This is a genomic window from Variovorax sp. GW821-FHT10D07 (assembly GCF_059415325.1).
This window is the reverse complement of the sequence record NZ_JBWKMZ010000002.1, coordinates 150,327-174,750: the sequence shown is the minus strand read 5'-3', so window position 1 is coordinate 174,750 and position 24,424 is coordinate 150,327. Positions and strand designations below refer to the sequence as shown.

General features: G+C 68.1%; 24 protein-coding genes. 11 read left to right on the top strand and 13 right to left on the bottom strand.

All coding sequences use genetic code 11. From position 1 onward, the window contains the following. Positions 1–41 precede the first annotated feature (41 nt). The 4 genes from AC07PU_RS05990 to AC07PU_RS05975 are packed head-to-tail and all read right to left on the bottom strand — an operon-like array spanning position 42 to position 3,838. On the bottom strand, positions 42–1,064 hold the full coding sequence (locus AC07PU_RS05990; RefSeq protein WP_495316074.1) for a transporter substrate-binding domain-containing protein: 1,023 nt from the start codon (positions 1,062–1,064) through the stop codon (positions 42–44). After that, a complete protein-coding gene (locus AC07PU_RS05985) occupies positions 1,057–1,890 on the bottom strand; it encodes an ABC transporter permease (protein WP_093342527.1) in 834 nt (277 codons plus the stop codon). Before AC07PU_RS05985 ends, AC07PU_RS05990 begins: the two co-directional genes overlap by 8 nt. Further along, positions 1,887–2,711 carry an ABC transporter ATP-binding protein gene (locus AC07PU_RS05980; protein WP_495316072.1) on the bottom strand — a complete coding sequence of 275 codons (825 nt, stop codon included), beginning with the start codon at positions 2,709–2,711 and terminating at the stop codon, positions 1,887–1,889. Before AC07PU_RS05980 ends, AC07PU_RS05985 begins: the two co-directional genes overlap by 4 nt. A gap of 11 nt (positions 2,712–2,722) precedes the next feature. Next, positions 2,723–3,838 carry an ABC transporter substrate-binding protein gene (locus tag AC07PU_RS05975; RefSeq protein WP_495316070.1) on the bottom strand — a complete coding sequence of 372 codons (1,116 nt, stop codon included), beginning with the start codon at positions 3,836–3,838 and terminating at the stop codon, positions 2,723–2,725. Positions 3,839–3,989: 151 nt separating this feature from the next. On the opposite strand from AC07PU_RS05975, the gene AC07PU_RS05970 reads away from it, so the two are divergent. Both AC07PU_RS05970 and AC07PU_RS05965 read left to right on the top strand, forming a co-directional pair. Next, a complete protein-coding gene (locus AC07PU_RS05970; RefSeq protein WP_495316068.1) occupies positions 3,990–4,664 on the top strand; it encodes a DUF4844 domain-containing protein in 675 nt (224 codons plus the stop codon). Positions 4,665–4,743: 79 nt separating this feature from the next. Further along, entirely contained in the window at positions 4,744–5,463 is a 720-nt protein-coding gene (locus AC07PU_RS05965) for a nitroreductase (RefSeq protein ID WP_495316066.1), read from the top strand. On the opposite strand, the gene AC07PU_RS05960 is transcribed toward AC07PU_RS05965, so the two are convergent. Genes AC07PU_RS05960 through AC07PU_RS05950 form a run of 3 tightly spaced genes read right to left on the bottom strand, consistent with a single transcriptional unit; the run spans position 5,460 to position 8,604 of the window. Further along, complete coding sequence (locus AC07PU_RS05960) at positions 5,460–6,635, bottom strand: thiolase family protein (RefSeq protein ID WP_495316064.1); 1,176 nt, start codon at positions 6,633–6,635, stop codon at positions 5,460–5,462. The genes AC07PU_RS05965 and AC07PU_RS05960 overlap by 4 nt on opposite strands. After that, positions 6,620–8,026 (bottom strand): AMP-binding protein, encoded by a 1,407-nt coding sequence (locus AC07PU_RS05955; RefSeq protein WP_495316062.1) that lies wholly within the window; start codon positions 8,024–8,026, stop codon positions 6,620–6,622. The genes AC07PU_RS05960 and AC07PU_RS05955 overlap by 16 nt, the downstream gene beginning before the upstream one ends. Continuing rightward, entirely contained in the window at positions 8,026–8,604 is a 579-nt protein-coding gene (locus AC07PU_RS05950) for a biotin transporter BioY (RefSeq protein ID WP_495316060.1), read from the bottom strand. The genes AC07PU_RS05955 and AC07PU_RS05950 overlap by 1 nt, the downstream gene beginning before the upstream one ends. Positions 8,605–8,808: 204 nt before the next feature. Here AC07PU_RS05950 and AC07PU_RS05945 point away from each other — a divergent pair, with 204 nt between their 5' ends. Then, on the top strand, positions 8,809–9,096 hold the full coding sequence (locus AC07PU_RS05945; RefSeq protein WP_093342516.1) for a hypothetical protein: 288 nt from the start codon (positions 8,809–8,811) through the stop codon (positions 9,094–9,096). A gap of 40 nt (positions 9,097–9,136) precedes the next feature. On the opposite strand, the gene AC07PU_RS05940 is transcribed toward AC07PU_RS05945, so the two are convergent. Continuing rightward, on the bottom strand, positions 9,137–9,406 hold the full coding sequence (locus tag AC07PU_RS05940) for a hypothetical protein (protein WP_057594242.1): 270 nt from the start codon (positions 9,404–9,406) through the stop codon (positions 9,137–9,139). Between the two features lie 223 nt (positions 9,407–9,629). Here AC07PU_RS05940 and glgX point away from each other — a divergent pair, with 223 nt between their 5' ends. The 5 genes from glgX to AC07PU_RS05915 all read left to right on the top strand — a co-directional run bounded on the left by glgX (position 9,630) and on the right by AC07PU_RS05915 (position 16,159). Beyond that, a complete protein-coding gene (gene glgX / locus AC07PU_RS05935) occupies positions 9,630–11,759 on the top strand; it encodes a glycogen debranching protein GlgX (RefSeq protein WP_495316057.1) in 2,130 nt (709 codons plus the stop codon). Between the two features lie 208 nt (positions 11,760–11,967). After that, positions 11,968–13,467, top strand: coding sequence for a DUF4331 domain-containing protein (locus AC07PU_RS05930; protein ID WP_093342513.1), 1,500 nt, complete (start codon positions 11,968–11,970; stop codon positions 13,465–13,467). A gap of 13 nt (positions 13,468–13,480) precedes the next feature. Beyond that, positions 13,481–13,762 carry a hypothetical protein gene (locus AC07PU_RS05925; RefSeq protein ID WP_495316055.1) on the top strand — a complete coding sequence of 94 codons (282 nt, stop codon included), beginning with the start codon at positions 13,481–13,483 and terminating at the stop codon, positions 13,760–13,762. Continuing rightward, positions 13,759–14,976, top strand: coding sequence for a tetratricopeptide repeat protein (locus tag AC07PU_RS05920; protein ID WP_495316053.1), 1,218 nt, complete (start codon positions 13,759–13,761; stop codon positions 14,974–14,976). The genes AC07PU_RS05925 and AC07PU_RS05920 overlap by 4 nt, the downstream gene beginning before the upstream one ends. Next, complete coding sequence (locus tag AC07PU_RS05915) at positions 14,963–16,159, top strand: HupE/UreJ family protein (RefSeq protein WP_495316051.1); 1,197 nt, start codon at positions 14,963–14,965, stop codon at positions 16,157–16,159. Before AC07PU_RS05920 ends, AC07PU_RS05915 begins: the two co-directional genes overlap by 14 nt. Before the next feature lie 114 nt (positions 16,160–16,273). Here the strand turns inward: AC07PU_RS05915 and AC07PU_RS05910 are convergent, their stop codons facing one another. The 3 genes from AC07PU_RS05910 to AC07PU_RS05900 form a co-directional block, all read right to left on the bottom strand. After that, positions 16,274–16,831, bottom strand: a complete 558-nt coding sequence (locus AC07PU_RS05910) for a fasciclin domain-containing protein (RefSeq protein WP_495316049.1) — start codon at positions 16,829–16,831, stop codon at positions 16,274–16,276. 111 nt (positions 16,832–16,942) lie between these two features. Next, positions 16,943–19,030 carry a TonB-dependent receptor gene (locus tag AC07PU_RS05905; protein WP_495316047.1) on the bottom strand — a complete coding sequence of 696 codons (2,088 nt, stop codon included), beginning with the start codon at positions 19,028–19,030 and terminating at the stop codon, positions 16,943–16,945. Between the two features lie 99 nt (positions 19,031–19,129). Continuing rightward, positions 19,130–19,585, bottom strand: coding sequence for a hypothetical protein (locus tag AC07PU_RS05900; protein WP_495316045.1), 456 nt, complete (start codon positions 19,583–19,585; stop codon positions 19,130–19,132). 442 nt (positions 19,586–20,027) lie between these two features. Between AC07PU_RS05900 and AC07PU_RS05895 the strand changes: the two genes are divergently transcribed. Further along, positions 20,028–22,226 (top strand): FG-GAP repeat domain-containing protein, encoded by a 2,199-nt coding sequence (locus AC07PU_RS05895; RefSeq protein ID WP_495316043.1) that lies wholly within the window; start codon positions 20,028–20,030, stop codon positions 22,224–22,226. A 280-nt stretch (positions 22,227–22,506) separates the two neighbouring features. Here AC07PU_RS05895 and AC07PU_RS05890 read toward each other — a convergent pair whose 3' ends face one another. After that, the gene (locus AC07PU_RS05890; RefSeq protein WP_495317238.1) at positions 22,507–22,773 is read right to left on the bottom strand and encodes a hypothetical protein; all 267 of its coding nucleotides are present in this window, start codon (positions 22,771–22,773) and stop codon (positions 22,507–22,509) included. A 111-nt stretch (positions 22,774–22,884) separates the two neighbouring features. On the opposite strand from AC07PU_RS05890, the gene AC07PU_RS05885 reads away from it, so the two are divergent. Then, complete coding sequence (locus tag AC07PU_RS05885) at positions 22,885–23,127, top strand: hypothetical protein (protein WP_495316041.1); 243 nt, start codon at positions 22,885–22,887, stop codon at positions 23,125–23,127. 2 nt (positions 23,128–23,129) lie between these two features. Here the strand turns inward: AC07PU_RS05885 and AC07PU_RS05880 are convergent, their stop codons facing one another. Then, positions 23,130–23,576, bottom strand: a complete 447-nt coding sequence (locus tag AC07PU_RS05880; protein WP_495316039.1) for a hypothetical protein — start codon at positions 23,574–23,576, stop codon at positions 23,130–23,132. A gap of 95 nt (positions 23,577–23,671) precedes the next feature. On the opposite strand from AC07PU_RS05880, the gene AC07PU_RS05875 reads away from it, so the two are divergent. Beyond that, positions 23,672–24,310: a hypothetical protein gene (locus tag AC07PU_RS05875; protein ID WP_495316037.1), complete on the top strand. Its 639-nt coding sequence runs from the start codon at positions 23,672–23,674 to the stop codon at positions 24,308–24,310. The last annotated feature ends 114 nt before the right edge of the window (positions 24,311–24,424 follow it).

Here is a 24,424-nt window from a genome sequence, read left to right as displayed (position 1 = left end):
TGGTCTTCCTTCTGCGTTCGGCTGTCCGCTTTCCGTTCCGCTCACGAGTGGCAGACCAACCCATCCTTGAGCAAGGTGATCTCGAACTGCAGATTCCCCGCACGCGCCCCACGCGCCTGCGCCAGCGTGCCATTGGCGCGCCAGCGCCGCAGCGCGGCGGCGATGTAGTCGCGCGACGCCGTGTCGCCCGCCGCGAGCCGCACGGCCGCGTCGGCCGGTGCGCGCAGGTCCTGCGCGACCGGTTTGTAGAAGCGCCATTCCTCGTTGCCCATCAGCCGCTCGAGCACCTGCGCGTCTTCGGCCAGTGCCGCGCATTCGCCGGCCATGAAGGCCGAGGCTGCGTGCACCGCCGAGGGATAGTTGCGCGGCTGCGCGCCATAGCGCAGCGCCACCGCGCCCGCGTAGCCCGAGCCTTCGCCGACGCAGACCGAGGCGCCGCGCAGCGCCTCTTCGTCCTGCACGCGGCCGCGGCGCAGCGCGACCACCTGGCCGCGGCCGGTGTCGTAGCTGCCGGGCGCGGCATCGATGCCGGCGCCGCCTTCGTCGGTGCGCGCGCCCTGGCCCTGCGTGGGCACGCCGGCCACCAGCAGGTCGACGCGGCCGTCGCGCAGCGCCTCGTCGCGCTCGTCGGGCGCGAGGCCGACCAGCACGGCCTTCACGCCCAGCGAGGCCGCGAGCTCGCGTGCCAGCGTGGCGTCGAAGGCATCGGGTTCGGGCGGCGTGGGCGAGCCGGGCGGGGCGGGGCGCGGATAGCGCCGCACGCCGACGACCAGTTCGCCGCGCGCGATCGCGCGTGCGAGCACCGGGCCCTTGGGCAGTTGATTCAGCGGCGTGGCCAGCGCGGGCACGGCCAGCGGCGGCAGCCATGCGAGCCAGGTCGCGGGGCCCGACAGGCCACGCTCGCGCGGCGCGTTGTCGGCATTCGGCCAGGCACCGCCGGCGGCGGCCAGCGCGGCGACCACCGCGAGCACCGGCCCGGCCGCGACCAGGCTGGGCCAGCGGCCGATGCCGTCGAGCAGGCCGGCCACGGCCGAGGAGGAAGAGGGGCGCGGGCTCTCACTCATCGAGGCTCAACCCGCGCCGCCAGCGCAGCAGCCGGCGCTCGAGCAGCGCCAGCAGGTAGTTCAGCAGCAGCCCGAGCACCGCCAGCAACAGGATGCCGGCGTACATGGTCGGGATCTGGAAGGTCTCCTGCGAGTTGAGCGTGAGGAAGCCCAGCCCCGAGTGCGCGCCGATCATCTCGGCCGCCACCAGCGCCGTGATGCTGTAGGCGCCCGCGAGCCGCACGCCCGTGAAGATCGAGGGCAGCGAGGCCGGCAGCACGACCTTGAAGAAGACGAAGCGGCGCGAGGCGCCCATCGACAGCGCGGAGTTCACGAGCAGCCGGTCGACCTGCTTCACGCCGCTCACCGTGCTCAGCAGCACGGGCCAGAATGAGGCCCAGAAGATGATCGCCACCTTCGACAGCTCGCCGATGCCGAGGAACAGGATGAAGACCGGGAACAGCGCGAAGGCCGAGGTCTGGCGGAACAGCTGCAGCACCGGGTCGACGATGGCCGCGAGCCGGCGGAAGCCGCCGATCAGCAGGCCCAGCAGCACGCCCGCGCTGCTCGCGAGCACCAGACCCCAGAGCGAGCGCTGCAGGCTCGCGGCCACGTGCTTCCAGAGCTGGCCGTTGTCGAGCAGCTGGCCGATGCTCGCGAGCACGGCCGAGGGCGGGCTCAGGTAGGCGTCGCTCACGATGCCCAGGCGCGGCAGTGCTTCCCACAGCGCGAGGAACAGCACGATGCCGGCGGCGCGTTCGGCGAAGCGGCCCGCGAACCGGGCGAAGCGCGCCAGCGTGCGGCGCGGCGCGGGCGCGGCGGGCGCGCCTTCGAGCACCGCGCTCACGAGACCGACCCCAGGTTCACGCCTTCGAGCGAACGCGGCCTCAGCCCGATCTGCACCTCGTCCTTCAGCACCTCCCAGGCGCGCTGGCGCAGGGCCGCGAACTCGCTCGAATGGCGCAGCTCGGCCGAGCGCGGCCGCGCCAGCGGGATGTCGATGATCGCCTTGATGCGGCCGGGCCGCTGCGTCATCACGGCCACGCGGTCGGACAGGTAGACCGCCTCCTCGAGGCTGTGCGTGATGAAGACGATGGTCTTGCGGTACTGCTCCCAGATGCGCAGCAGTTCGCCCTGCAGGATCTCGCGCGTCTGCGCGTCGAGCGCGGCGAAGGGCTCGTCCATCAGCAGCACGTCGGGCCGGTAGGCCAGCGAGCGCGCGATCGCCACGCGCTGCTTCATGCCGCCCGAGATCTCGTGCGGATAGCGTTCGCCGAAGCCGTGCAGGCCCACGAGCTCGAGGTATTCCTGCGCGGTGCGGCGGCGCGCGGCCTTGCCGATGCCGCGGATCTCGAGGCCCACCGCGATGTTGTCGAGCACCGTGAGCCACGGGAACAGCGCATAGCCCTGGAACACCACGCCCTGGTTGCGGTGCACGCCCGCGACCGGCTGGCCGTCGATGGCGATGCGACCGCCGGTGCGCTCGGTGAGCCCGGCCAGGATGCCGAGGAAGGTCGACTTGCCGCATCCCGAGGGGCCGAGCACCGAGAGGAACTCGCCCTCGCGCACGTCGAGGTCGAAGCCCTCGAGCACGCGCACGCGCTCGCTCGCGCCGCGCGCCGCGTAGTCCATGCGCACGTCGCGCGCCGAGATCTTGATGCCGCTCATGCGCGCGCCGCTCAGGTCTTCGCCGCGGCGGGCTGCGAGGGCGCCTGCGCGAAGGGGTTGAACTCGTTGGTGTAGACGTCCTTCACCGCCACCTTGCCGGCCGGGATCTTGCCCTCGGACTGCAGGATGTCGACGTAGTACTCGATCGGCGGCTCGGTCACCACCAGGTCCTCGACGTAGGCGTAGCGGTCCACGTTCTGCAGGTCCATGTTGATGCGCTTGGCGACCAGCTTGCGCGCTTCCTCGGGATTCGCGTTGACCCAGTTGCCGGCCTTGGCCAGCGCCGTCACCACGTCGCGCACCGCCTCGGGATGCTCGCGGATGAAGCGGCCGTGCGCGCTGTAGGGCGCCATGCCGCCGAGGCCGCCGTCGAGGTCGAAGTCGCTCCACAGCCGCACCAGCGCGTCGGCATGGTCGGCGCGGCCCGAGAAGGGCGCGTGGATGATCGCGAGGTCGGTGTTGCGCGTGACCAGCGTCTGTTCGGCCTGCTCGTCGGGCACCACCACGAAGTTGATCTTGTTCACGTCCACGCCATGCTGGCGCAGGTACTTCTTGGTCACGAACTCGGCGCAGGCGCCGAAGCTGTTGAAGCCGATGGTCTTGCCCTCGAGGTCCTTGGGTTGGAGGATGCCCGAGTCCTTGCGCACGAAGTACTTCATGTGCGGCGCCTCCTGCAGCGTCTTGCCGCCGGCGGCCACCACCTTGAGGTCGGCGCCCGAGGCGATGGCCGAGATCACCAGCGGCACCATGCGGCTGCCGAAGTCGATCTCGCCGGTGCCCACGAGCGGAATGATCTGTGGCGCCGCGATCTTGCCCACGTACTGCGGCCGCGTGTTCGTGCCCTCGAAGTAGCCGAGCTGGTCGGCCAGGTAGATCAGGTCGAACGAGGGGTTGTCGGGGTACTTGAACGCGACCTTGTCGCCGGTCTTCCTGACGATGGCCGGCGCGTCGGCCGAAGCGGATTTCGCCTCGTCGCGCGAGCAGCCGACGAGCGCGGCCGCGCCGAGCCCGCCGAGGCTGCCCACCGTGCCCAGCGAGACGAGGGTTTGCAGCAGGCCGCGGCGTGAGGGCGCGCGCAGTGCGTCGGCGGTGGATTCGCGGGAGGGGGAGAGCTTCTCGATGGACATGGCGACCGGCAGCGGAACTGCCTCTGAACAGGGATGGCCGATGCTAGGAAGCGGCCGGTGCCGGACCAACGAAGAAATCCATGCATGGATATGCGGGGAGTGGGGAAAGCGGGGACGCCGGGCGGCATCGACTGGAGGTATGGTGCGCGGCATGCGCGTCTTCCTGCTCGCCCTCGTCCTCTTCAGTCAACTCGCCATGGCCGCTCCACCTTCGCCTTCCACGCCGCCGGGCCCCCAGGCCCGGGCGCTGTCCGCATTCATCGCCAAGAAGAAGTTCTTGCCGGAAGCCCTGTACCCGGGCGCGATGAACGAGCCGGAGCGCCTGCGCTTCGAGGCCACGATCAATGCGCTGGCCGTGCAGTTGCAGCCGCTCGCGGACCGGCCGGATCCCAAGGAGAAGCTCATGGCCGCGTTCAAGGCCGCCTATCCCGCCTGGGAGAACGAGGACACCGAGGAACGCGAGCGCGCGGTGGGCTACTTCGAGGAGCTGATGGGCATTCTGGGCGTGAAGAGTTCGAACGGCGTGCTGAATCGCCTGCTCTACGGATTCGATCCGGGGCAATCGCCGGCGGCGAGGAATGCGCAGGCCCTGGCGGCGATGACGGCCGAGGAGCGCGGCTTCGCGGCGAAGCTCGAGGCGCTGCGCGTCGAGAACGCCGAGGCTTTTTTAGTGGCCGCCCTCGGCCCGCCGACGACCGTGGCGGGTGGCATGCAGCTGTGGATGAAGCCGAACGATCCGGGGTTCATGCTGTCGTTGACGAGGCAGCCGAAGGGGGCGATCGTCTGGATGGTGAAGGATCGCTTTCTCTATACGAAGGCCTTGTGAAATCCGAGCGCTGGGGTGCTCGGCGCGGCTGCTTCCTTCCGCGCCGGCGGTCGCTTCGCATTGCTTGCGAAAATGCGGCATGCACAGCCTCCTTGCTTCCGACCCGGCAGCCGCTTCTTCCGCCCCCGACCCCCTCGCACTCCAGACGCTGCTCGAGCAACGCGGCTCGACCCGCGGCTTTACCGACCAGGCCCTGCCCGAGGGTTGCCTCGAACAGCTCCTGATCCAGGCACGCCGCGCCCCGAGCGGCGCGAACCTGCAGCCCGGCGAGTTCATCTCGCTCGAAGGCGATGCCCGCGCGCGGCTGAGCGCGGCGCTGGTGGGCGCATTCCGCAACGGCGAGCAGGAAGCCGAGGACTACAGCTACTTTCCGCGCCCGATGCCCCACAGCCTGCGTCGGCGCCAGGTCGCGGCGGCGCAGGCGCTCTATGGCGCGCTGGGGGCGGCACGCGAGGACCGGGCGGCGCGCGATGCGCAGTTCGAGCGCAACTTCCGCTTCTTCGATGCGCCCGTGGCGCTGCTGGTGGTGATCGATGCACGCATGGGCAGTGGCTGCTACATGGACCTGGGGATGTGCCTGTTCGCGCTGATGATGGCCGCGAACGCCCAGGGCATCGGCAGCTGCGCGATCGGCGCGATCGCGTCCTATCCGGGCCTGGTGCGTTCGACGCTGGGGCTGGGCGATGAGCACCACGTCGTCTGCGGCCTGGCGCTGGGCTATGCCGATCCGCAGGCGCCCGAGAACGCCGTGCGGACCGCGCGGCGGCCGCTCGACGACTTCTTTCGCGTGATGCGCTAGAGCCGCTGCACCAGCCCCGCCGCGCCCAGGCCACCCGCGCCGGCAATCGCCGCGAGGCCGTGCGCGCCCGACGGGGCATCGTGCGCCATGTCGGCGAGCAGGCGCACCAGGCTGACCGCGCCCGAGGCGCCGATCGGATGCCCGCGGCCCAGGCCGCCGCCGCCGCGGTTCAGGCGCGAGGGCTGCAAGCCCAGTGCCTGGATGAAAGACAGCGCCTGCACGGCAAAGGCCTCGTGCAGCTCCGCGCCCCAGAGCGCGCCCGCATCGAGGCCGGCACGGCGCAGCAGCGCTTCGGCGGCGGTGGAGGCGCCGAGCATCGGCATCTCCGGCGCCACGCCGATCGAGGTGCCGCCCAGCCAATGGAAGCGCGGCGCGATCTTCAACGCAGCCGCGGCCTGCGGCGTGGCGAGCAGCACGAAGGCGGCGCCGTCGGCGCGCGGGGCGATTGCGAGGCGGCTGACGGCCATCTCTTGCGCAACGACCGGGTCGGACAATGTGTCGGCGATCGCCTCGATCGGCATGCGGGCCATGCGCGAGGCCGTGAGTTCGCGCGCATAGCTGTCGTGCGTGGCATCGCCGATGGGCACGATCTCCTGCGACATGCGTTCGCGCCATGCGAGCGCCTTCGCATGGCTTTCTGCGGCGAAAGCATCCTGCTGCGCGCGGCCGATCGAATGCAGCGCGGCATGGCGCGCGGCGGCGAGCAGCAAGTCGGGATCGCGCGCCGGATCGGGCGCGAAGGCAGGGCGGTCGTAGGGCACGGGCGCCTCGCCGGCATCGCGCGGGCGATGCTGGCGGATGGGAGCGCGGCTCCAGGCCTCGACGCCGCCCGCGATCGCGATGGCGGCATTGCCGCTGGCCAGCAGGCCGGCGGCCAGGGTCAGGGCATCGAGGCCCGCGCAGCACTGGGTGTCGACCGACAGCGCGGCGATGCGGTCCGGCAGGCCGGCGGCCAGCGCCACCATGCGCGCGGGATTGCCGCCCGCGCCCAGCGCGTTGCCGGCGACGACCGCATCGACCGCTTGCGCGGGAACGTCGGAGCGCGCCAGCAAGGCCTGCAGCACTGGCGCGCCGATCTCGTGCGCGGCCAGCGCGCCGAGTGCACCGCCGACCGGCACCACCGCGCTGCGGGCCCAGCCGAGGATCACGGGTGGGCTCACAGCCGCTCCCATTGCGTCGTCGGCATGTCGGCCAACCGCCGCGCGAGGGCCGCGTGATCCGTCTTGCCGCTCGGCGTGCGAGGCCAGGCGTCGACGAGGTAGAAGCGCCGCGGCAGCTTGAAAGGCTCGAGCCGGTCACGGCACCAGGCCTGCAGTTCCTCGCGGGAGAGCGGTGCCGACAGCGCGAGCAAGGCCACGGCCTCCATGCCGCGCAGCGGATGCGGCAGCCCCTGGATCGAAGCGGCCGCGATGGCCGGATGCCCGGCCAGCACGTTCTCGACTTCCTCGGGAAACAGGTTCTTGCCCTGCACGAGCAGCATGCGCTGCTGCCGGCCGACCAGGTGCAGGAAGCCGTCCTCGTCCACATGGCCCATGTCGCGCACCGAGAGCCAGTCGCCGTCGCGCAGCACGGCGGTGCCGTCTTCCTCGGCCGTCAGCGTCACGTAGTCGCTGAACACCATGGGGCTGCGCACGTAGATCAGTCCGGGCAAGGGCGGCTCGATCCTGAGCTCGACATTGGCGAAGGGCCGGCCGACCACGTCGTCGGGCAGGGTCTCGTCGCTGTCGGCCCAGGCGATGAACGAGGTTTCCGAGGCGCCGTAGAACTCGATGATGCGTGCCTCGGGAAACAGCGCGCGCAGCGCCGCGGTGCGCGCGCGCGGCCACGGGGCGCCGCTGATCATCACGAGGCGCGTGCCCGTCACGGGCGCCAGGCCATGGCGCTGCGCATGCTCGAGCATCAGCAGCAACTGGCTGGGCACGGCGACCAGGCTGCCCGCGAGGCCGCGCTGCAGCGTCTCGAGCGCGGCGGCGGCCGAGAACTGGCGCTGCAGGCGCATGCCCGCGCCGGTCCACAGGCCCAGCAGCGCGCCGAACAGGAACAGCGAATGCGAGAGCCGGCCCGGCACCAGCACGGTGGTGCCGGTGGCGGGGCCGAAGCTCTGGACGCAGATCTCGAAGCTGTGGGTCCACGATCCGTGCGTGCGCCGGAAGCCCTTGGGCACGCCGGTGCTGCCCGAGGTGAAGCCGATGTAGAAGGGCGTGTTCGCGTCGGCTTCCTCGATGTCGGCGGCCGCGCCCAGGTGCTGCGCCATGCGCGTCCTTACCTTGTCGCGGACGGCCTCGGGCCAGTCGGGATCGCCGACGGCCGCGGTGCGGTTGCTCGCGAGGATCGCGAGGAAGCTCGCGAGCTGGTCGGCCGGCGAGGCGCTCGCGCTGGCCCAGGCGACCGTCGGCGTGGCCGCGGCGTCGAGCGCGGCGGCCTCCGTCGCGACGCGGGCCGCGAGCGCGGCGAAACTCAGTTGCGTTTGGCCATCGTCGAGCGCGAGCGCATCGGGCGTGTGCCGCGCCCACCAGGCGAGCGGCGCGTGAACGGTCCGGAAATCGGGCGCCGGGCCGGTCATCAGTCGCGATCGAGACGCCAGCTCGGAAGGCCGCGCGCCACCGTCTGCACCACCAGCGCGCAGACCACGCACTTGACGAGGTCGCCCGGCACGAAGACCAGGCTGGCAAGTGCCGCCTTCTGCAGCGGCAGGTGGGCCACCAGCGACAGCCCCGCGATGCCGAACAGGTAGACCACGACGATGCCGCCGATGAACGAGGCGGCCAGTGCCGCGACGAACAGCGTGCGTCCGCGCGCGGCGGCGAAGCGCCGCATGATCCAGCCGCAGGCGAAGGCGCCGAACAGCCAGCCCACGAGGAAGCCGGCGGAGGGCGTCACGAACGCGCCGGGTCCGCCGCGGCCACCGGACAGCAGCGGCAGGCCGAGCGCCACGCCCACGAGCAGCAGCGCCACCGCGAGAAAGCCGCGGCGCGGGCCGAGCAGGCAGCCCGCGAGCATCACGCCGAGGGTCTGCAGCGTGATCGGCACGCCCAGGGCCAGGTCGATGCGCGGAACGGCGCCCAGGGCGGCGATCAGTGCGGCGAAGAGCGCGACGTAGGACAGCGTGCGGGAGGAGGTGATCGGGGTGGAGGTGGACATGGAAATGGAATGTCGGGGAAGGTTGCGCTGCAGGCCGTGGCCTTGGCTTCCTTGCGTGGCGGACGGGCCGCGGGTGGCTGGGCCTCCACTGCCTGCGCGGGGGCGGGCAGGAGGGCGCCCGAGAGCGTAACACCGTCGCCGCCAGGCCCGCGCTGGTACGCTATCCGTTCGATTTCGACCCCAGGCGCGAGGAGGCGCCGCCCCATGAAACAACAGATCTCGCGACTCTCACCGCATCAGAACGGCAAGGTGTTCGGCGTCATGATGGCGGTCACCTCGCTGGTGTTCCTCGTGCCCTTCGCGCTGCTGTTCGCGCTGGTGCAGCCGGCCGGCAAGAGCGGACCGTCGCTGCTGCTCCTGCTGCTCGCGCCGCTCATGTACCTGGTCTTCGCCTACTGCGCGGTGGCCATCGGTTGCCTGATCTACAACTTCCTGCAGAAGTTCGTCGGCGGCATCGAGTTCGAGACCTCGACCCCCGCGAATTCGCAGTAGGCGCAGGCCCGAGCCAGGGCCCGGCGGCCGAACGAAGGCCTCAGGCCTTGTCGGCTTCCGACTTCTTGTCGATCGCCGCCTGCAGCTCCCTGGCATAGGCCAGGAGCTGGTCGCGCATGGCATCGGCGCCCTGCAGCAGCGCATCCGACGTGGGCTGGCCCAGCAGGATGCCCGCCTGCTGGTTGCCGAATCGTTCCATCCGGTCGAACAGCAGCCTGGGATTGGGGTGCGAGGACATCAGGGCCAGGCAGAAGCTCTTGAGCGCGGCCACTTGTCCCTGGAGGTAGTCGAGGCGTTCTTTGTCGGTCATGGGAGAGGAGTGCGGTTGCAAAGGAGCCGTGGTGGACTCGGGCAGGGACCCCGGGGTTCCGGGTCCGGCGACGGGCCGCATTATGAGCCGCCGGCCGGCGTGGCCGGATGACGGGCGCGCCGCCTACGCGCGGCTGCGCCAAGTGCTGCCGCACGCGGGTACGGGGGGCACGGAGACTTTGCCGTCCCTTCCCGCAACCCCTCAGCCCGATCACCCACACGCCATGGCCGACACCCCTCACGTTCCGACCCCCCTGACGGTGCTCGAAGGCACCGCGCACCCGCTGGGCGCCAGCTTCAACGGCGACGGCGTCAACTTCGCCGTGTTCTCGGCGCATGCCACGCGGGTCGACGTCTGCATCTTCGACGAGGCCGGCACCACGCAGGTGGGCTGCGTCACCCTGCCCGAGTACACCGACGAGATCTGGCATGGCTTCGTGCCCGGCCTTCAGCCCGGCGCGCGCTACGGCCTGCGCGTGCACGGTCCCTACGAGCCCGAGAAGGGCCATCGCTTCAACCACCACAAGCTGCTGCTCGACCCCTATGCCAAGGCCTACATGGGTACGCTGAAGTGGGGCCCCGAGCTGTTCGGCTACACCGTGGGCCATGCCGACGGCGACCTGAGCTTCGACGAGCGCGACAGCGCGCCGCTGGTGCCCAAGTGCGTGGTGGTCGATTCGCGCTTCGAGTGGACGCAGACCGATGCACTGCGCGTGCCCTGGCCCGAGACCGTGTTCTACGAGACCCACGTGCGCGGCTTCACCATGCAGCATCCGCAGGTGCCCGAGCAGTTCCGCGGCACCTTCGCGGGCATGGCGCGCGACGAGGTGCTGGCGCCGATCCGCGCGCTCGGCGTGACCAGCGTGGAACTGCTGCCGGTGCAGATGTTCCTGAACCAGTCCTCGCTGCTCGAGAAGGGCCTGACCAACTTCTGGGGCTACGACACCATCGGCTTCTTCGCGCTCGATCCGCGCTACATGGACGGGCCGCAGATCGACGAGTTCAAGCACATGGTCGACCGCTTCCATGCGCACGGCCTCGAGGTGATCCTCGACGTGGTCTACAACCACACGCCCGAGGGCAACGAGCTCGGCCCGACGATCTCGTTCAAGGGCATCGACAACGCGAGCTACTACCGGCTGCTGCCCGACACGCCGCGCTACTACATCAACGACACCGGCACCGGCAACACGGTGAACCTCAGCCATCCGCGCGTGCTGCAGATGGTGACCGACAGCCTGCGCTACTGGGTGACCGAGATGCGCGTGGACGGTTTCCGCTTCGACCTCGCGACCATCCTCGCGCGCGAGCCGCATGGCTTCGACGAGGGCGGCGGCTTCCTCAAGAGCTGCCGGCAGGACCCGGTGCTCTCGAGCGTGAAGCTGATCGCCGAGCCCTGGGACATCGGCCCCGGCGGCTACCAGGTCGGCGGCTTTCCGCCCGGCTGGGCCGAATGGAACGACCAGTTCCGCGACACCGTGCGCGCCTGGTGGAAGGGCGAGGAGGGCACCGCGGGCAAGCTCGCGCAATGCCTCACCGCGAGCGGCGAACGCTTCAACCACCGCGGGCGCCGGCCCTGGGCCAGCGTCAACTTCATCAGCGCGCACGACGGCTTCACGCTGGCCGATACCGTGAGCTACAACGACAAGCACAACGAGGCCAACGGCGAGGACAACCGCGACGGCCACTCGGACAACCGCTCGTGGAACTGCGGCGTCGAAGGTCCCACCGACGACGAGGCCGTGCTCGCGCTGCGCGCGCGCCAGCAGCGCAACCTGCTGGCCACGCTGCTGCTGTCGCAGGGCACGCCGATGCTGCTGGCCGGCGACGAGTTCGGCCGCACCCAGCAGGGCAACAACAATGCCTACTGCCAGGACAACGAAATCTCGTGGGTGGATTGGGCCGCGGCCGGCGGCGAAGCGGGGCGCGCATTGAGCGACTTCTCGGCCCGCCTGCTCGCGCTGCGAAAGGAATTCCCGGTGCTGCGACGCAACCGCTTCCTGGCCGGCGCCTGGTTCGAGGACATCGGCGCCAAGGACTCGACCTGGTTCACGCCGGCCGGCGAGGAGATGCAGCCTTCGCACTGGGACGACCCGCAGACACGCTCCTTCGCGCTGCTGCTCGACGGCCGCGCGCCGGTGTCGGCGATTCCGGTGGCGGCGCACGACGCGAGCGTGCTGCTGGTGTTCAACGCCTGGCACGAGGCCGTGCCCTTCACCTTGCCGGCCGCGCCCGCCGGCGCGTGGACGCTGGTGCTCGACAGCGCCGACCCGGCACTGGGCGTGGGCGATGACGCGGCGCGTGGCGACTATCTGGCGACGGGGCGCTCGGTGCTTGTGTTCACGAGCCGCTGAGTTCGTGACGTTTCGGTGACGGAAGGAAGGACCGCGCGCGCCCTCGCGGGAACGCGCGCTTAGCACTTCCACGGCTGCGCTGCGCGGTGAAAACCCTCGGTAAAAAAAGCACATCCGGTTGAACCTTCGGTTCGTACTCATCCAGAGCCGACGTTTTCGTCGGACGAGTCGTGCCCGCACATCCACCATTTACACCGAGGTGACGCCGATGAGATTCTCCCTACCCCCCGCAAGGGCCTGTGTCTTCGTGCTCAGTGCCGTGACCGCCGTGGGTGCCATCGCATCCAGCCACCGAGAGGCGCCGTCGATCGCGGGCATGCCCAAGCTCGATGCCACCGACTTCTACATGTTCCGCAGCTACGAAGCCGGCCGCCAGGACTTCGTGACGCTGATCGCCAACTACCAGCCCGATCAGAGCCCGTACGGCGGTCCCAACTACTTCACCATGGACCCGAACGGCCTGTACGAGATCCACCTCGACACCGACGGCAACGCGGTCGAGGACATCACCTTCCAGTTCAGGTTCAAGAACACGCTGCGCGACATCCAGCTGCCGATCGCGGGCAAGCAGGTGTCGATCCCGCTGGTGCAGGCCGGCGGCATCAGCGGGCCGAACCAGGCCACCAGCAACCTGCGCGAGACCTACACGCTGAACATCGTGCGCGGCGATCGCCGCAAGGGCAAGGTCGAGGCCGTGTCCAAGGCGGGCGGCGGCACCGAGTTCGACAAGCCCACCGACAACATCGGCGACAAGACCTTCGGCGGCCCGACCGGCTATGCCACCTATGCGAACCAGCATCTCTACACGGTCAACATTCCGGGCTGCGCCACGCAGGGCCGCGTGTTCGTCGGCCAGCGCAAGGATCCGTTCACCGTGGCCCTGGGCCAGGTGTTCGACCTGATCAACCTCAATCCGCTGGGCTCGAGCTCGGCCAACCCCGACGCGCTGGCCGACAAGAACGTGACGACGATGGCGCTCGAGGTGCCGATCTCGTGCATCACCACCGCCGGCCATCCGATCGTGGGCGGCTGGACCACGGCCAGCGTGCGCCAGGGCCGCCTGATCGCCAGCCCGCCCAAGAGCGGCCATGGCACCACCGCGATCAACGGCGGTGCCTGGGCCCAGGTCTCGCGACTGGGCATGCCGCTGGTCAACGAGGTGGTGATCGGACTGAAGGACAAGGACCGCTTCAACAGCTCCAAGCCGCAGGACGACGCGCAGTTCGCCGACTACGTGACCAACCCGACCTTGCCGGCGCTGGTGCAGACGCTGTTCTCGGCGCCCGCGCCCACCAACTTCCCGCGCACCGACCTGGTCGCGGCCTTCCTCACGGGCGTGGAGGGCGTGAACAAGCCGGCCAACGTCAAGGCGTCGGAAATGCTGCGGCTGAACACGTCCATCGCGCCGACGGTGAAGGCGAACCAGAGCAACCTCGGCGTGCTCGGCGGCGACAACGCGGGCTTCCCGAACGGACGCCGCCCGGGCGACGACGTGGTCGATGCCGAGCTGCGCGTGGCCATGGGCGTGCTGTGCGTGGCCACTGGTGCCAGCGACACGCTCAAGGTCGGCTGCAAGCCGGCCGACGCGCCCGCGGGCAGCGCCGCGCTGACCGATGGTGCCGCGCAGAGCCCCACGCAGTTCCCCGATGCCTTCCCGTACCTCAACACGCCGCTGCCGGGTTCGACCTCGGCCTCGGCCGCGCGCTGAGGAGGATGCCGGCATGAACCGCAACATCTCTCGCATCGCCGGCCTGCTGCTGGTGACCGCCTTCCTCGCCGGCTGCGGCGGGGGCGGCGGCGGTGGCGCCGTGTTCTATCCGTTCCCGCCGGTGAGCGGCAACCCGCCGGAGAACCCGCCGCCGCAAGCCGACGCCTACGACAGCTTCATTGCCTACGTGCAGTCGCTGGTCGCCTCGGTGCTCGACACGGCGGAGCCGGCCAACGTGGCCGCCTTCGATCCGGCGCCGACGTCGGAGACCAAGGACCCCGTCGCCACGCAATGAAGCAGGCGCAGCGTGCCGCGCGGCGGGCCGCGAACCGGCTGGCCCGCGCGGCGGCGCTGTTGTTGTTGCTGGGTACGGCCGGGGCGGCGCTCGCAGCGCCACGGGTGCCGGCCAGCGACGACGAGGTGGTCGAGAAACTGCCCGTGATCGCCGGCTGGCTCGATGCGCAGCGCAAGCTGCGCCGCGAACTCGCGCAGCGGCCCGGCGACGAGGCCACCGCGATCGAGGCCGCAACCACCTACCTCGACCTCGCGCGCTCGCAGGGCGATGCGCGCTATGCCGGCCAGGCCGCGGCCGCGCTGCAGGCCTGGGACGCCACGCCCATCGCCCAGACCCCGCCCGCGGTGCTGGTGATGCGCGCCACCGTGGCCCAGTTCCTGCACGATTTCGATGGCGCCGAAACCCTGTTGAAGGCGGCGCTGGCGCGCCGGCCCGCCGATCCCCAGGGCTGGATCACGCTCGCGACCGTGCTGCGCGTGCGCGGGCGCTACGACGAATCCGATGCCGCCTGCCGTGCGCTGGGCCGTGTGGGACCGGCGCTCTATGGCGTGGCCTGTCTGGCGGAGAACGCGGGCCTGCGCGGCAACCATGCCGCCGCGCGCGATGCGCTGCGAGGCCTGCTGGCCGATCCCGTGCTGGCCGGTGCGCCACAGGCCGGAACGCGGCAGTGGCTGTGGACCTCGATTGCCGAGATCGAGGAGCTCGCCGGCCGGCCCGCCGAGGCGGATGCCGCGTACCGCAAGGCGCTCGCGGCCGAGCGTTCGGGCTATCTGTTGCTGGCGTACAGCGACTTCCTGCAGCGTGCGGGTCGGTCCCGCGAGATCCCTTCGTTGCTCGCGAAGGAAGCGCGCAGCGACGCTGTGCTGCTGCGCCTGGCCATCGCGCACACGCCGGCGGGCAAGCCGCAGGCATCGCGCGCCGTGGTTCCCGAGGCAGAGGAACTGCGCGAGCGTTTCGAGGCCGCCGCGCTGCGGCCCGGTACCACCGCGCAGCATGCGCGCGAAGAGGCGATGTTCGCGCTCGATGTGCAAGGCGATGCCAAGCGCGCCGTCGAGCTGGCCCGCCTCAATGTGCGCCTGCAGCGCGAACCGATCGACCTGCTGGTGTTCGCGCGCGCGGCTTCGGCCGCCGGCGATGCGGCCGCGCGCGATGAAGCGAAGGCGCTGATGCGCGAGATCGGACTGAAGGACGCACGTGTCGATGCCATTCCCTGAACGTCGCCGCATCGGGCTCGCCGCCGTCCTGGTGTTCGCGCTGGCGCTGCTCCTGGCGCTCGCACCGGGCGCCGCGCACGCCCACAAGGCCAGCGATGCCTACCTGCAGATCCAGCGCGATGCCGAGGGCCTGGACCTGCGCTGGGACATCGCGCTGCGCGATCTGGATGCGACGCTCGAACTCGACCGCGATGGCGACCGCCGCCTGCGCTGGGGCGAGGTGCGCTCGCGGCTCGACGACATCCGCGCCTATGCACTCGCGCGGCTCCAGTTGCAGCAGGGTCGCTGCGCGCTGGCCGAGATCCGGCCGCCGGCGGTCGAGGACCGCGTCGATGGCGCCTATCTCGTGCTGCAACTGCACGCGCGATGTGATACGGGGTCCACGCTCGAGATCGACTACCGGCTGTTTCGCGAGATCGATCCGACGCATCGCGGTTTGCTGCGGCTCGCTTCGGACGGTGGTGCTTCGCCGGCAGTCCACTCGCTCGATCCCGCGGCCGGCAGCGTGACGCTGCCATGGCCGAGCGCGGTGGCGGGATCTTCCACGCCCGCAGCGAACGCCGAGAGCGAAAGCCCCGGCTTCTTCCGCGACGGCATCCATCACATCCTGATCGGCTACGACCACATCCTGTTCCTGCTGTGCCTGCTGCTGCCCGCGGTGCTGCTGCGGCGCGCCGATGGCGGCTGGACACCGGTGAGGCATTGGCGCGACGCGATCTGGCCGATGCTCGGCATCGTCACCATGTTCACCATCGCGCACTCGATCACGCTGGCGCTGGCCGGGCTGAAGATCGTGAGCCTCTCGCCGCGCATCGTCGAGCCGGGCATCGCGATCACGATCATCCTCGCGGCCGTCGACAACCTGCGGCCGTTGCTGCGCGGCAGGCGCAAGCTCTTCAGCTTCCTGTTCGGCCTGATCCACGGCTTCGGCTTCGCGGGCGCGCTCGGCGAACTCGACCTGCCGCTGCGCGGCTTCGTGCTCGCGCTGCTGCAGTTCAACCTCGGCGTGGAAGCGGGCCAGCTCATGGTGGTGGCCGTGGCACTGGTCGTGCTGCTGTCGTTGCGCGGCTGGCGCGGCTATGCGCCGGTGGTGCTGCGCGGCGGCTCCGTCGTGGCCGTGGCGGTGGCGGCCATCTGGTTCTGCGAGCGCGTGTTCGACGTGAAGATCTTGCCGTTCGCTTGAGCCGGAGGCCGCGGCGCGGCCGCACCGCGTGAAAGAAAAAAGCCCCGATCGATGTCGGGGCTCCGGAGCGTTTCGAACCGTCCGCGCAGCTTGCGCGGGCGGGTGCGCGATGGATTACTTGGGCAGCAGCACCTTGTCGACGACATGGATCACGCCGTTCGACTGGTACACGTCGGCGATGGTCACGGTCGCGGAGCCACCCTTCTCGTCGGTGATCATGACCTTGCCGCCGCTGGACTTGGCCGTGAGGTTGCCGCCGGCCACGGTCTTGAGCGTTGCCGAGCCCTTGCCGTCCATGATCATCTTGGTCAGCGCGGCCGCATCGATCTTCCCGGGCACGACGTGGTAGGTCAGGATGCCCGTCAGCATCGTCTTGTTCTCGGGCTTCAGCAGCGTATCGACGGTGCCGGCGGGCAGGGCGGCGAAGGCTGCGTTCGTCGGCGCGAACACGGTGAACGGGCCCGGACCCTTCAAGGTCTCGACCAGACCCGCTGCCTTGACGGCGGCGACGAGCGTGGTGTGGTCCTTCGAATTCACCGCGTTGTCGATGATGTCCTTGGTGGCATACATCGGCGCACCGCCGACGGTGACCTGCGCGAGCGCGGCGAACGAGCCCAAGCTCAGCGTGACGGCCAAGGCGACCGTGGCCATGCGATTGAATCTGTTCTTCATGCGAGTACTCCTGGTGAGGATGCCGGCGCGAATTGCGCATCGACTGCTGCAACTACGGGCCGGGCCACGATGCAGATTCAATCTCGAGGCAACGCGCGCGCTTTCTTTCGTTCAGAAAGTCCAGCGTGCGCTGACCCGCGCGCTGCGCGGCTCCATCGGATGGATGTGGCGTCCGTCGATGCCATCGCCGCAGGCACCGCGCGCTACTTCGCCCGCGCTGCACGAGGCATAGAAGTATTCGATGTCGTTGCCCTTGCGGCCCGCGAGGTTGAACACGTCGAGGCCCAAGGTGAGCTGCTTGTTCACTGCGTATCGTGCGCCGAAGTTCAGCAGCGTGGTGGCGCGCGAACGCACCGTGTTCAAGGTGTCGAGTGCGCGCGGGCCCATGTAGCGCAGGCGAAGCGAGGCCGTCAGAGGTCCTTCGGTATAGATGACGCCCGCGGCGAACACGCGCTCCACCGCGTTGTCGATGTAGTTGCCTTCGCCCTCGGGCGCCAGGCCCCGGAAACGCGCGCGCGAGATCGCCGCATCGGCCTCGAAGCGCCAGCGCGAACCGAGCTTCCAGCGCAGCGTGGCCTCGATCCCGCGACGGCTGCTGGCGCGGCCGGGCTCGGTGGTGCCGGCGTCGCCGACATAGACCAGCTCCGAGTCGAGCCGCAGCTGCCACAGCGCCGTGGTGAGGCTGAAGTCCTCGCTGGGCTGGAAGCGCCAGCCGATCTCGGCGCCGCGCCCCTTCACGAGCGCGGGCACGCGGTCCGCGGGCAGGCCGCTCGTCGGATCGACGTTGATCGTCGCGCCGCGCACGTCGTTGCTGTGGAAGCCCGTGCCGACGTTGAGGTAGAGCTCGTGGGCCGGCGTCACGGTGAAGGCCAGGCCGGCCTTCGGGCTCACGAGCGAATCGTGGCCGCGTCCGCTGTTGATCGGGCCATAGAGCGGCTCGCGCCCTTGTACGTCGTAGCGCAGCAGGTCGCCGCGCAGGCCCACGTAGCCGCGCCAGCGCTCGCTGAAGTTCACGAGTTGTTGGGCGTGCATGGAGAACAGGTCCTGCTGCACCTTGTCGTTGCGCACCGTCGAAATCCTCTCGCGCGCCACCGTGTTGTACAGGCCCACCTCGCCGATGCGGTCACCGCGCCAACTGCCTCCGAAGCTCAGGACGCCGTCCAGTCCCCCGATCGAGTTCGGGCGGCTGTGCGTGCCCTGCAGCCCGAAGACCCGGCGGCGGTCGGTCTGCTCGAACTGGTCGCCCTGCTCGGGGTTGTTGAGGAAGTAGGTGAAGTCCGAGAACAGATCGAAGCGGTAGTCGATGACATAGCCGCTGAGTTGCGTCTGCCCCTCGGGGCTGTTGTCGAACCACTTGCCCGACAGGCTGAGGCGCCGCGTCTTGCCCCCATCGGTGGTGTTGAGCGAGCCGAAGCGCGAGAGCTCGCCGCTGTCGACCAGCCGCTCGGGGATCTGGTCGGTGGAGTTCCAGCGGCTCTGGTAGGCCATGGCGGTGATGCTGAGGCCGCGCACCGGCGAGCCCTGCGAATAGCGCAGCACGGCATTGGCCTTGCGTAGGCGCTCGGGCGTGTCCCAGGGCCCGTTGTTGCCCTCGAGCTCGATGGCACCGAGCCAGGTCTGGTCCTGCACGGTGCGCGAGCCGGCCGCGAGCAGGCGGCGGAAGTTGTTAGCGCCCAGCGTGACTTCGGCAAAGGGCGCATCGAGCGCACTCACGTAGTCGAGCGATGCCGTGCCCGCGAGCGCGAAGTCGCCGCCATCGGCGAAGTAGGGCCCCTTGCGGTAACGCACGCCCGAGACCAGGTCGGGGATCAGGAAGTTGAGGTCCGCGAAGCCCTGGCCATGGCCGTGCGAGGGCATGTTGACGGGCATGCCGTCGACCGTGACCGCGAAGTCGGTGCCATGGTCGAGATTGAAGCCGCGCAGGAAGTACTGGTTGGCCTTGCCGTCGCCCGAGTGCTGGGTGGCGACCACGCCGGGCACGGCCTCGACGATGTCGCCGGGGCGCAGCTTGGGGCGGGCCTGGAACGAGGCTTTCTCCACCGCGCCTTCGCTGGCGCTGTCGGCCGTGCCGATGGCTGCATCGCGCGGGCCGCTGACTTCGATCAGGGGCAGATGGACGGGTTGGGCACAGGCTGCGGCGCTGCCGAGCAGGGCGCCGAACATCCAGGGTTGGCGCGCGAGGCGGATCGAAGCTTTCATGGGTCTCCCGCGTCTTCGATGTCCGCGCGGAGCGGGAATGCTCGTTGCCATGACGCGCCACTGATACGCGCGCAAGCCCGTTTCGGATTCGGCGCGCCGTCAGGGCTTTCGAGGCTGCAGCAAGCCCGAGTAGCACGCGGGAATCTTTTCGTCGCCCTGCACGCAGTCGGAGTGCCTGTACAAGGCCTCGATCTCGATCACAGGCACCGGCTTGCCCAGGAACATTCGCTGCCCGGCCACGCGGCCGTCGAAGCTCACCAGCGTGTACAGGGCCACGAGGTCCCGGTCGTAGTCCCCCGCGCCGCAAGCGATGAACTGCTGCTCGTCGCGGGGCCACTGCAGCACGCCTTGCGCATCGAAGGTGGCGTGCAGCAGCGTGAAGCACTGGCGAGCGCCTTCCTGTGCTTCGATGGCGTTGATGCCGCCGCTCCAGTGGATGCGTTTGCCTTGGGCTTGAGGGGTCAGGGCTTGGGCGGGGGAGAGGGTGGTGGTTTGGGGTTTCGTTGTGGGCGCAGGTGGCTCAGGCTTGTGATCGGCGGGGGTGCTGCAGGCCATCGCGAGGGCGGTGGCACAGAGCAGGGCGGCGATGTGTCGTGTTCTACGAAGGATAGGCATGGGCCATCGTACGTTGGCATTGAGCTCTCACTCGATGGATGCAGCCGTCATGCTCATACGCAATTGCAGACTTCTTGCAGTCTATGCACACCGAAATCCGTAGCTAAACAATTTACTTAAAGGGATTGCACGTGCATTGGCACGCTGGCCCATTGCAAGAAAAAGTAAGGTGCAAATCGGATAGTCGCACTCGACACTGCTGTTCCCCGTCGGGGTCAACTCATTCGAAGGACCTCTCACAATGTCCATCAGGCTTGGCATTTGAAATGCAACTCAACGGCGGCATGGTGAAAGCCACGGAAAGCAGTCGCATCGCTCGAGCAATGTCAAGAAGTAGTTGATCAATCTTGGTTGAAATCGTAAATAAAATTGGAGAGCCCAAATGACAGTTTCAATTGATGTCGTCAAGCAATTCGCCCCAATCCTTATTTTCAGCCAGTACGAGAAATTTTTTCCGTGCAGCATAGATTACCTTCTCGGCGGTAAAAATTCCAAACTGCAGGTGGGTGGAGATGGACCCATCATTAGCAATCCTACGCAACGGGACTTGTACAACAACCCACAAGACAAAAACCAAGTCATCATCGATGAAAGCCAATACGCAGGGACTCTGAAAAGCAATCCACGCGGAACGCCGCTTTACTACGCAGTGCGAGAGTTCGATGACGGCATTGAGATCAACTACTTGTTTCTCTATGCGCGGCAAGGGGGTCAGACTTTCTGGATGCAGACCTTCCCCGTGAAGCCGTTCGATTGCGTGACGTGGAACTACGGCGCACACCAGGGTGACATGGAACGAGTCGCCGTCCGGCTCGTGCCGGCGCAGGGCGGTGGGTATCGCATCTTGCAGGTCTGCTATGAACGCCACGGCCACGAGGGATGGTTCCCTCTCGGGCAGATCCCCATGCGCAATGGACGGATCCTCGTTTACCCGGCGCTCCTTGGCCATTCTCCGGTCAACATCCAGAAGCAGGTGACGGGATATCAGGCGAAATGTCCCTTCGTCAACGACGAAAATGCCGAAATCTTTCTGGTGACGAGCGTTCTCGCTTCTCCGGAACTACCCGGTGCATTTGAGTGGAATCCCACCAGCGATCAATCGCCATTCATTCAGATCGGGCTCGATTGGGACGGTGAACCTGTCAACGATCAGCTCTGGGCTAAATACGCCGGCTATCTCGGCCAGACGCAGAGAAACGCCCTCGTCGCGGGAACCCACTGGAACGGCGAAAATTTGTCCTGGGATCAATGGACGCTCCTTTCGACGGCGAAGATCGTTTCGGGACTCTTGGGGGATTTGACAAAGGGAGAGGGTCCCAGGGGCCCCGGGGCGCGTGACTGGATCCGCCCGGCGTGGGGCCGGATCGCTTACAGCGGGCTGCTGGCCGTTTGGGCAAATGACGATCTGGGGATCGCAAGCAGCGCTTTGTCGCGGCTCGCACTCGACCTTACCGGCACGGGGGTAGATGTGGTTCTGGATCTCTGGCGCAGTGGTGACAAGGTCCAGGCCTGGATCCTCAGCCCCGACGGAGAGTCGGGATTCAAGCGGACCGGCAGGATGGCGCCCAACGCAAAAGAAGAGGGCTATGGTGCGATTGCCTGGCTCGTTGCAGGTTTGCGTAAGGATGGCAAGGAGCAAGCGCTGCAGCTGTACAAGGCGCCGGACAACCATCTTGGCATCATCGTCTACGGCTCGGACGGTGGGCAGGACTTGACCGTCTTGCAGCAAACCGCCAATACGGGGCGTTCGAGTTTCGTAAACTTTTCGGTCGCAGATTTGCGCGGAGACGGCACGGATTTGGTCGTGCAGTTCTGGGATCACGACGGGAAGATATCGACGGTCGTGTGGGGTGCCAAAGGCGACGACTGGATCAAGTCACTGGACACTCGCAATTTCGACGAGGGACCGGACGCGCTGGCTTGGTTGGTCGCCGACCTGCGCGGGGATGGCAAGCAACAGGTCATCCAGCTGTGGCGCAACAAGACCAAGGAGAAGAAGGACCAGCTTGGCTCCGTCGTCTACGGTGCCGGCTACGGTCAACTCTTCACGAGGCTCAGCCACCAAGACGACATCGGCGAGAAGTTCGGCGCTGTCGCCTGGTGCGTGGCCGATATCAACGGTGATGGGCGAGACGAGGTGATCCAGATCTGGGAGGCCAGTGACGGAAATGCCTGGGCTACGGTGTATGTGACGGATCACAACGATGGCCTCACGCGCTCATGGAGAGGTAGCCTCGAGGTCAAGGCGAAGGCCATCACTTGGCAGGTGGCCGATCTCGACGGCGACGGCCGCGATGAGATCGTTCAACTTCGGGACAAGGATGGACGGCTTGCCGCCGTAATCTTCGGAGGTGGCGAGAACAACTCTTTGAAAAAGCTTTCGACCAATGACGATCTGTATCAGGGCTCCACGGCCATGAAGGGAAGCTTGGGCTGGCTTTCGGGAAGTTTCAACGCAAACAAGGGTGACGAGATCTTGCAGTTCTGGGACAACAACGGCAATTTGGGAATGATTGCGTACGGCACCGCGGAGGGCGCCGGTGCAGGTGCGGCGGTATCGGACGCCGGACCGAGAAAATGATCTTGGGGGCAGGTCTTGATCAAGTGCGCCGCCGTCGCAGGTACGACGCGATGGCGTGGAAATCTTGAGCACTTTCAGCTCGCCGCGCGAGGGCGCTTGCCCCCTTCGCTCCACAACAAGGGCGAGTTTCTGTATCAGACAGAGACGGGGAAGGAATCCTGCAAGAAGAAAGCAGGCTTGAGATTGGCCTGCCCGGAGGGGATCGAACCCCCGACACCTGCTTAGAAGGCAGCAAAAAAACAACAGTGACAACGACTTAGGGCTTTGCGACCCCTTCTCGCTACCCGGGTAGGGGCGGCAAATAGGGGCGGGGCCTGGTGCGGCGGTTGTTCGCGGCCTTCCGCCTGCTCGGCGGCGCGGTAAAGCTGTAGGCGGGCTCGGGTTGTTGCGGAGCCGGGGATGGTACTGGGCTCGGCTTTGGCTGGCCGGGCTTCAGGTTCGCGAGGGCCTCGAGGAACAGCGCTTCGGCCAGCGCGTCTTCGGGAAAGAGCCAGGCTCTGCCGTACTGGATCGCTGGAAGCCGGCGTTCTCGCGCAGCGACTTCCACGGTCTGGGTGCTGCATTGCAAGAGCGCAGCGACCTGCTCGGCCGTGAGCAGCCGCGTGACGAATTCGGGGGGGCGGGGATGCTTGCGTGTTCATGGTGTCATACTGATTCGATGGGAAAGCCGACCCGCACCGCAAAGCAACTGCAGCAGATGCTGATTCAGCGAATTGAAGCCCTGCCAGGCCTTCGCGGCCAGCAGACCGATGTGCACCGCGGAGGGGTGATCGGCGTGCCGGCCGAGGAGGGCGGTCCGAATTGGACGGTGCGCGTGGTCACCGACCGCGGCACGCACCGTGCCGACATTGCGCAGATCATTCGGACCCTGCAGGGGCAGTTCGACATCGAGGAGGACTGACGTCATTCGCTCCTCACCATGGGAAGGGTGTACGCGCCGACCCAGACGGCCGACATGCCGCCGGCGCGCTGGCCCATGCTCTTGACGGCGACGCTGATGCAGCGCTCGGGGTCGTTCCAGTGCACCCAGGCCACGGGCGGCCGCTCATGGTTGCGATTCAGGTAGCGCTGCGCAACGGTTGTGGGTAGCTCGCCGTTCGGCACGCGCGGCGGCAGGCGCAGTTCGGGGTCTTCGCCACGCTCGACGGCTTCGGGCACCTGTCGGTAGACGGCAATGCGCGTGCCCTCGGGGAGGAGCTGGATGGCCGGGTCGTGAGGGTTGAAGACCGTCACGTCGGGCGGGCAGCGTGGCACGAATGCGATTCGCGCATCGAGCCAATCGCCCAGTTCGGACCAGGTGATCCTGCCGAGTTGGTAGTCCGTGAGCTTAGCGTGCAGCTCGTAGTTCATCGGGAATCGACCTTCTGCCCGACGCGCGCCGCGGCGCCGACGAAGCTGACCGCTTGCTCGTTCATACTCGCGGCTCCCAACGATGGAGGGAGTAGATGCGGAAAGAACTTGGAACACCAGGGGCTGTTGTTGGCGCCTTCGCTCTGGTAATGCTCTTCGGCGGCCTGGCCCTTGCGATCTACCCGGGGTGGGACAAGATCGGTGCGTGGGCGTCGCAAAGTGATGCACCTGCATGGGTGCAAGCCGTTGGGTCGGTGGCTGCGATCTTGGCCTCTGGTGCCATTGCTTGGTGGCAACTCATCGCCAACCGAAACCTCCAGCGGGACACGTCGCGTCAGCGGGCCATGGTGATGGTCGAGGCCATCGGTGCGCTGACTCGTGCTCACCTGGGCGAACTGGAGTCGTTCAACGCCATGGTGGACCGCGAAAACCATCTCGCCACCGTGGACTACATGGAGAGACTGGATGCGCGCGCGCTGTTCCTTACTGCTGAGCAGGCAGCCCAAAGCATCCCGCTCCACGAGCTCCCGGATGCAGAGACCGTTCGACTCCTCATTGATCTCCAGAACGCTATTCGGACCAATCGCGACTCTGCTGTGAAGCTGCGAGACCACATCTTGGACGGCGAGGGTGACTGGTCGCGTGTCCTTTTTCCGTTGGGCCCCAACATTCAAGGCCTGCGTTTGCTGTTGGAGAAATACGCCGCAGCGCTGAAGCGGGCGGAATCTCTCTAAGTTGGTGGCCGGGATCTCAGTCCCGGAGTTTGGGCACATACGCACTCCAGCGCTATTCACTGATGAAGGGCTGGCGCCGCCACGGCGCGAGCGGAGGTGAGCGCCCCGAAGGGC

Excerpts from the sequence above, each read along its gene's own strand:
- AC07PU_RS05990 (WP_495316074.1), bottom strand. The coding sequence starts at position 1,064 with ATGAGTGAGAGCCCGCGCCCCTCTTCCTCCTCGGCCGTGGCCGGCCTG.
- AC07PU_RS05980 (WP_495316072.1), bottom strand. The coding sequence starts at position 2,711 with ATGAGCGGCATCAAGATCTCGGCGCGCGACGTGCGCATGGACTACGCG.
- AC07PU_RS05975 (WP_495316070.1), bottom strand. The coding sequence starts at position 3,838 with ATGTCCATCGAGAAGCTCTCCCCCTCCCGCGAATCCACCGCCGACGCA.
- AC07PU_RS05970 (WP_495316068.1), top strand. The coding sequence starts at position 3,990 with ATGCGCGTCTTCCTGCTCGCCCTCGTCCTCTTCAGTCAACTCGCCATG.
- AC07PU_RS05965 (WP_495316066.1), top strand. The coding sequence starts at position 4,744 with ATGCACAGCCTCCTTGCTTCCGACCCGGCAGCCGCTTCTTCCGCCCCC.
- AC07PU_RS05960 (WP_495316064.1), bottom strand. The coding sequence starts at position 6,635 with ATGGGAGCGGCTGTGAGCCCACCCGTGATCCTCGGCTGGGCCCGCAGC.
- AC07PU_RS05955 (WP_495316062.1), bottom strand. The coding sequence starts at position 8,026 with ATGACCGGCCCGGCGCCCGATTTCCGGACCGTTCACGCGCCGCTCGCC.
- AC07PU_RS05950 (WP_495316060.1), bottom strand. The coding sequence starts at position 8,604 with ATGTCCACCTCCACCCCGATCACCTCCTCCCGCACGCTGTCCTACGTC.
- AC07PU_RS05945 (WP_093342516.1), top strand. The coding sequence starts at position 8,809 with ATGAAACAACAGATCTCGCGACTCTCACCGCATCAGAACGGCAAGGTG.
- AC07PU_RS05940 (WP_057594242.1), bottom strand. The coding sequence starts at position 9,406 with ATGACCGACAAAGAACGCCTCGACTACCTCCAGGGACAAGTGGCCGCG.
- glgX (WP_495316057.1), top strand. The coding sequence starts at position 9,630 with ATGGCCGACACCCCTCACGTTCCGACCCCCCTGACGGTGCTCGAAGGC.
- AC07PU_RS05930 (WP_093342513.1), top strand. The coding sequence starts at position 11,968 with ATGAGATTCTCCCTACCCCCCGCAAGGGCCTGTGTCTTCGTGCTCAGT.
- AC07PU_RS05925 (WP_495316055.1), top strand. The coding sequence starts at position 13,481 with ATGAACCGCAACATCTCTCGCATCGCCGGCCTGCTGCTGGTGACCGCC.
- AC07PU_RS05920 (WP_495316053.1), top strand. The coding sequence starts at position 13,759 with ATGAAGCAGGCGCAGCGTGCCGCGCGGCGGGCCGCGAACCGGCTGGCC.
- AC07PU_RS05915 (WP_495316051.1), top strand. The coding sequence starts at position 14,963 with ATGCCATTCCCTGAACGTCGCCGCATCGGGCTCGCCGCCGTCCTGGTG.
- AC07PU_RS05910 (WP_495316049.1), bottom strand. The coding sequence starts at position 16,831 with ATGAAGAACAGATTCAATCGCATGGCCACGGTCGCCTTGGCCGTCACG.
- AC07PU_RS05905 (WP_495316047.1), bottom strand. The coding sequence starts at position 19,030 with ATGAAAGCTTCGATCCGCCTCGCGCGCCAACCCTGGATGTTCGGCGCC.
- AC07PU_RS05900 (WP_495316045.1), bottom strand. The coding sequence starts at position 19,585 with ATGGCCTGCAGCACCCCCGCCGATCACAAGCCTGAGCCACCTGCGCCC.
- AC07PU_RS05895 (WP_495316043.1), top strand. The coding sequence starts at position 20,028 with ATGACAGTTTCAATTGATGTCGTCAAGCAATTCGCCCCAATCCTTATT.
- AC07PU_RS05885 (WP_495316041.1), top strand. The coding sequence starts at position 22,885 with ATGGGAAAGCCGACCCGCACCGCAAAGCAACTGCAGCAGATGCTGATT.
- AC07PU_RS05880 (WP_495316039.1), bottom strand. The coding sequence starts at position 23,576 with ATGAACTACGAGCTGCACGCTAAGCTCACGGACTACCAACTCGGCAGG.
- AC07PU_RS05875 (WP_495316037.1), top strand. The coding sequence starts at position 23,672 with ATGCGGAAAGAACTTGGAACACCAGGGGCTGTTGTTGGCGCCTTCGCT.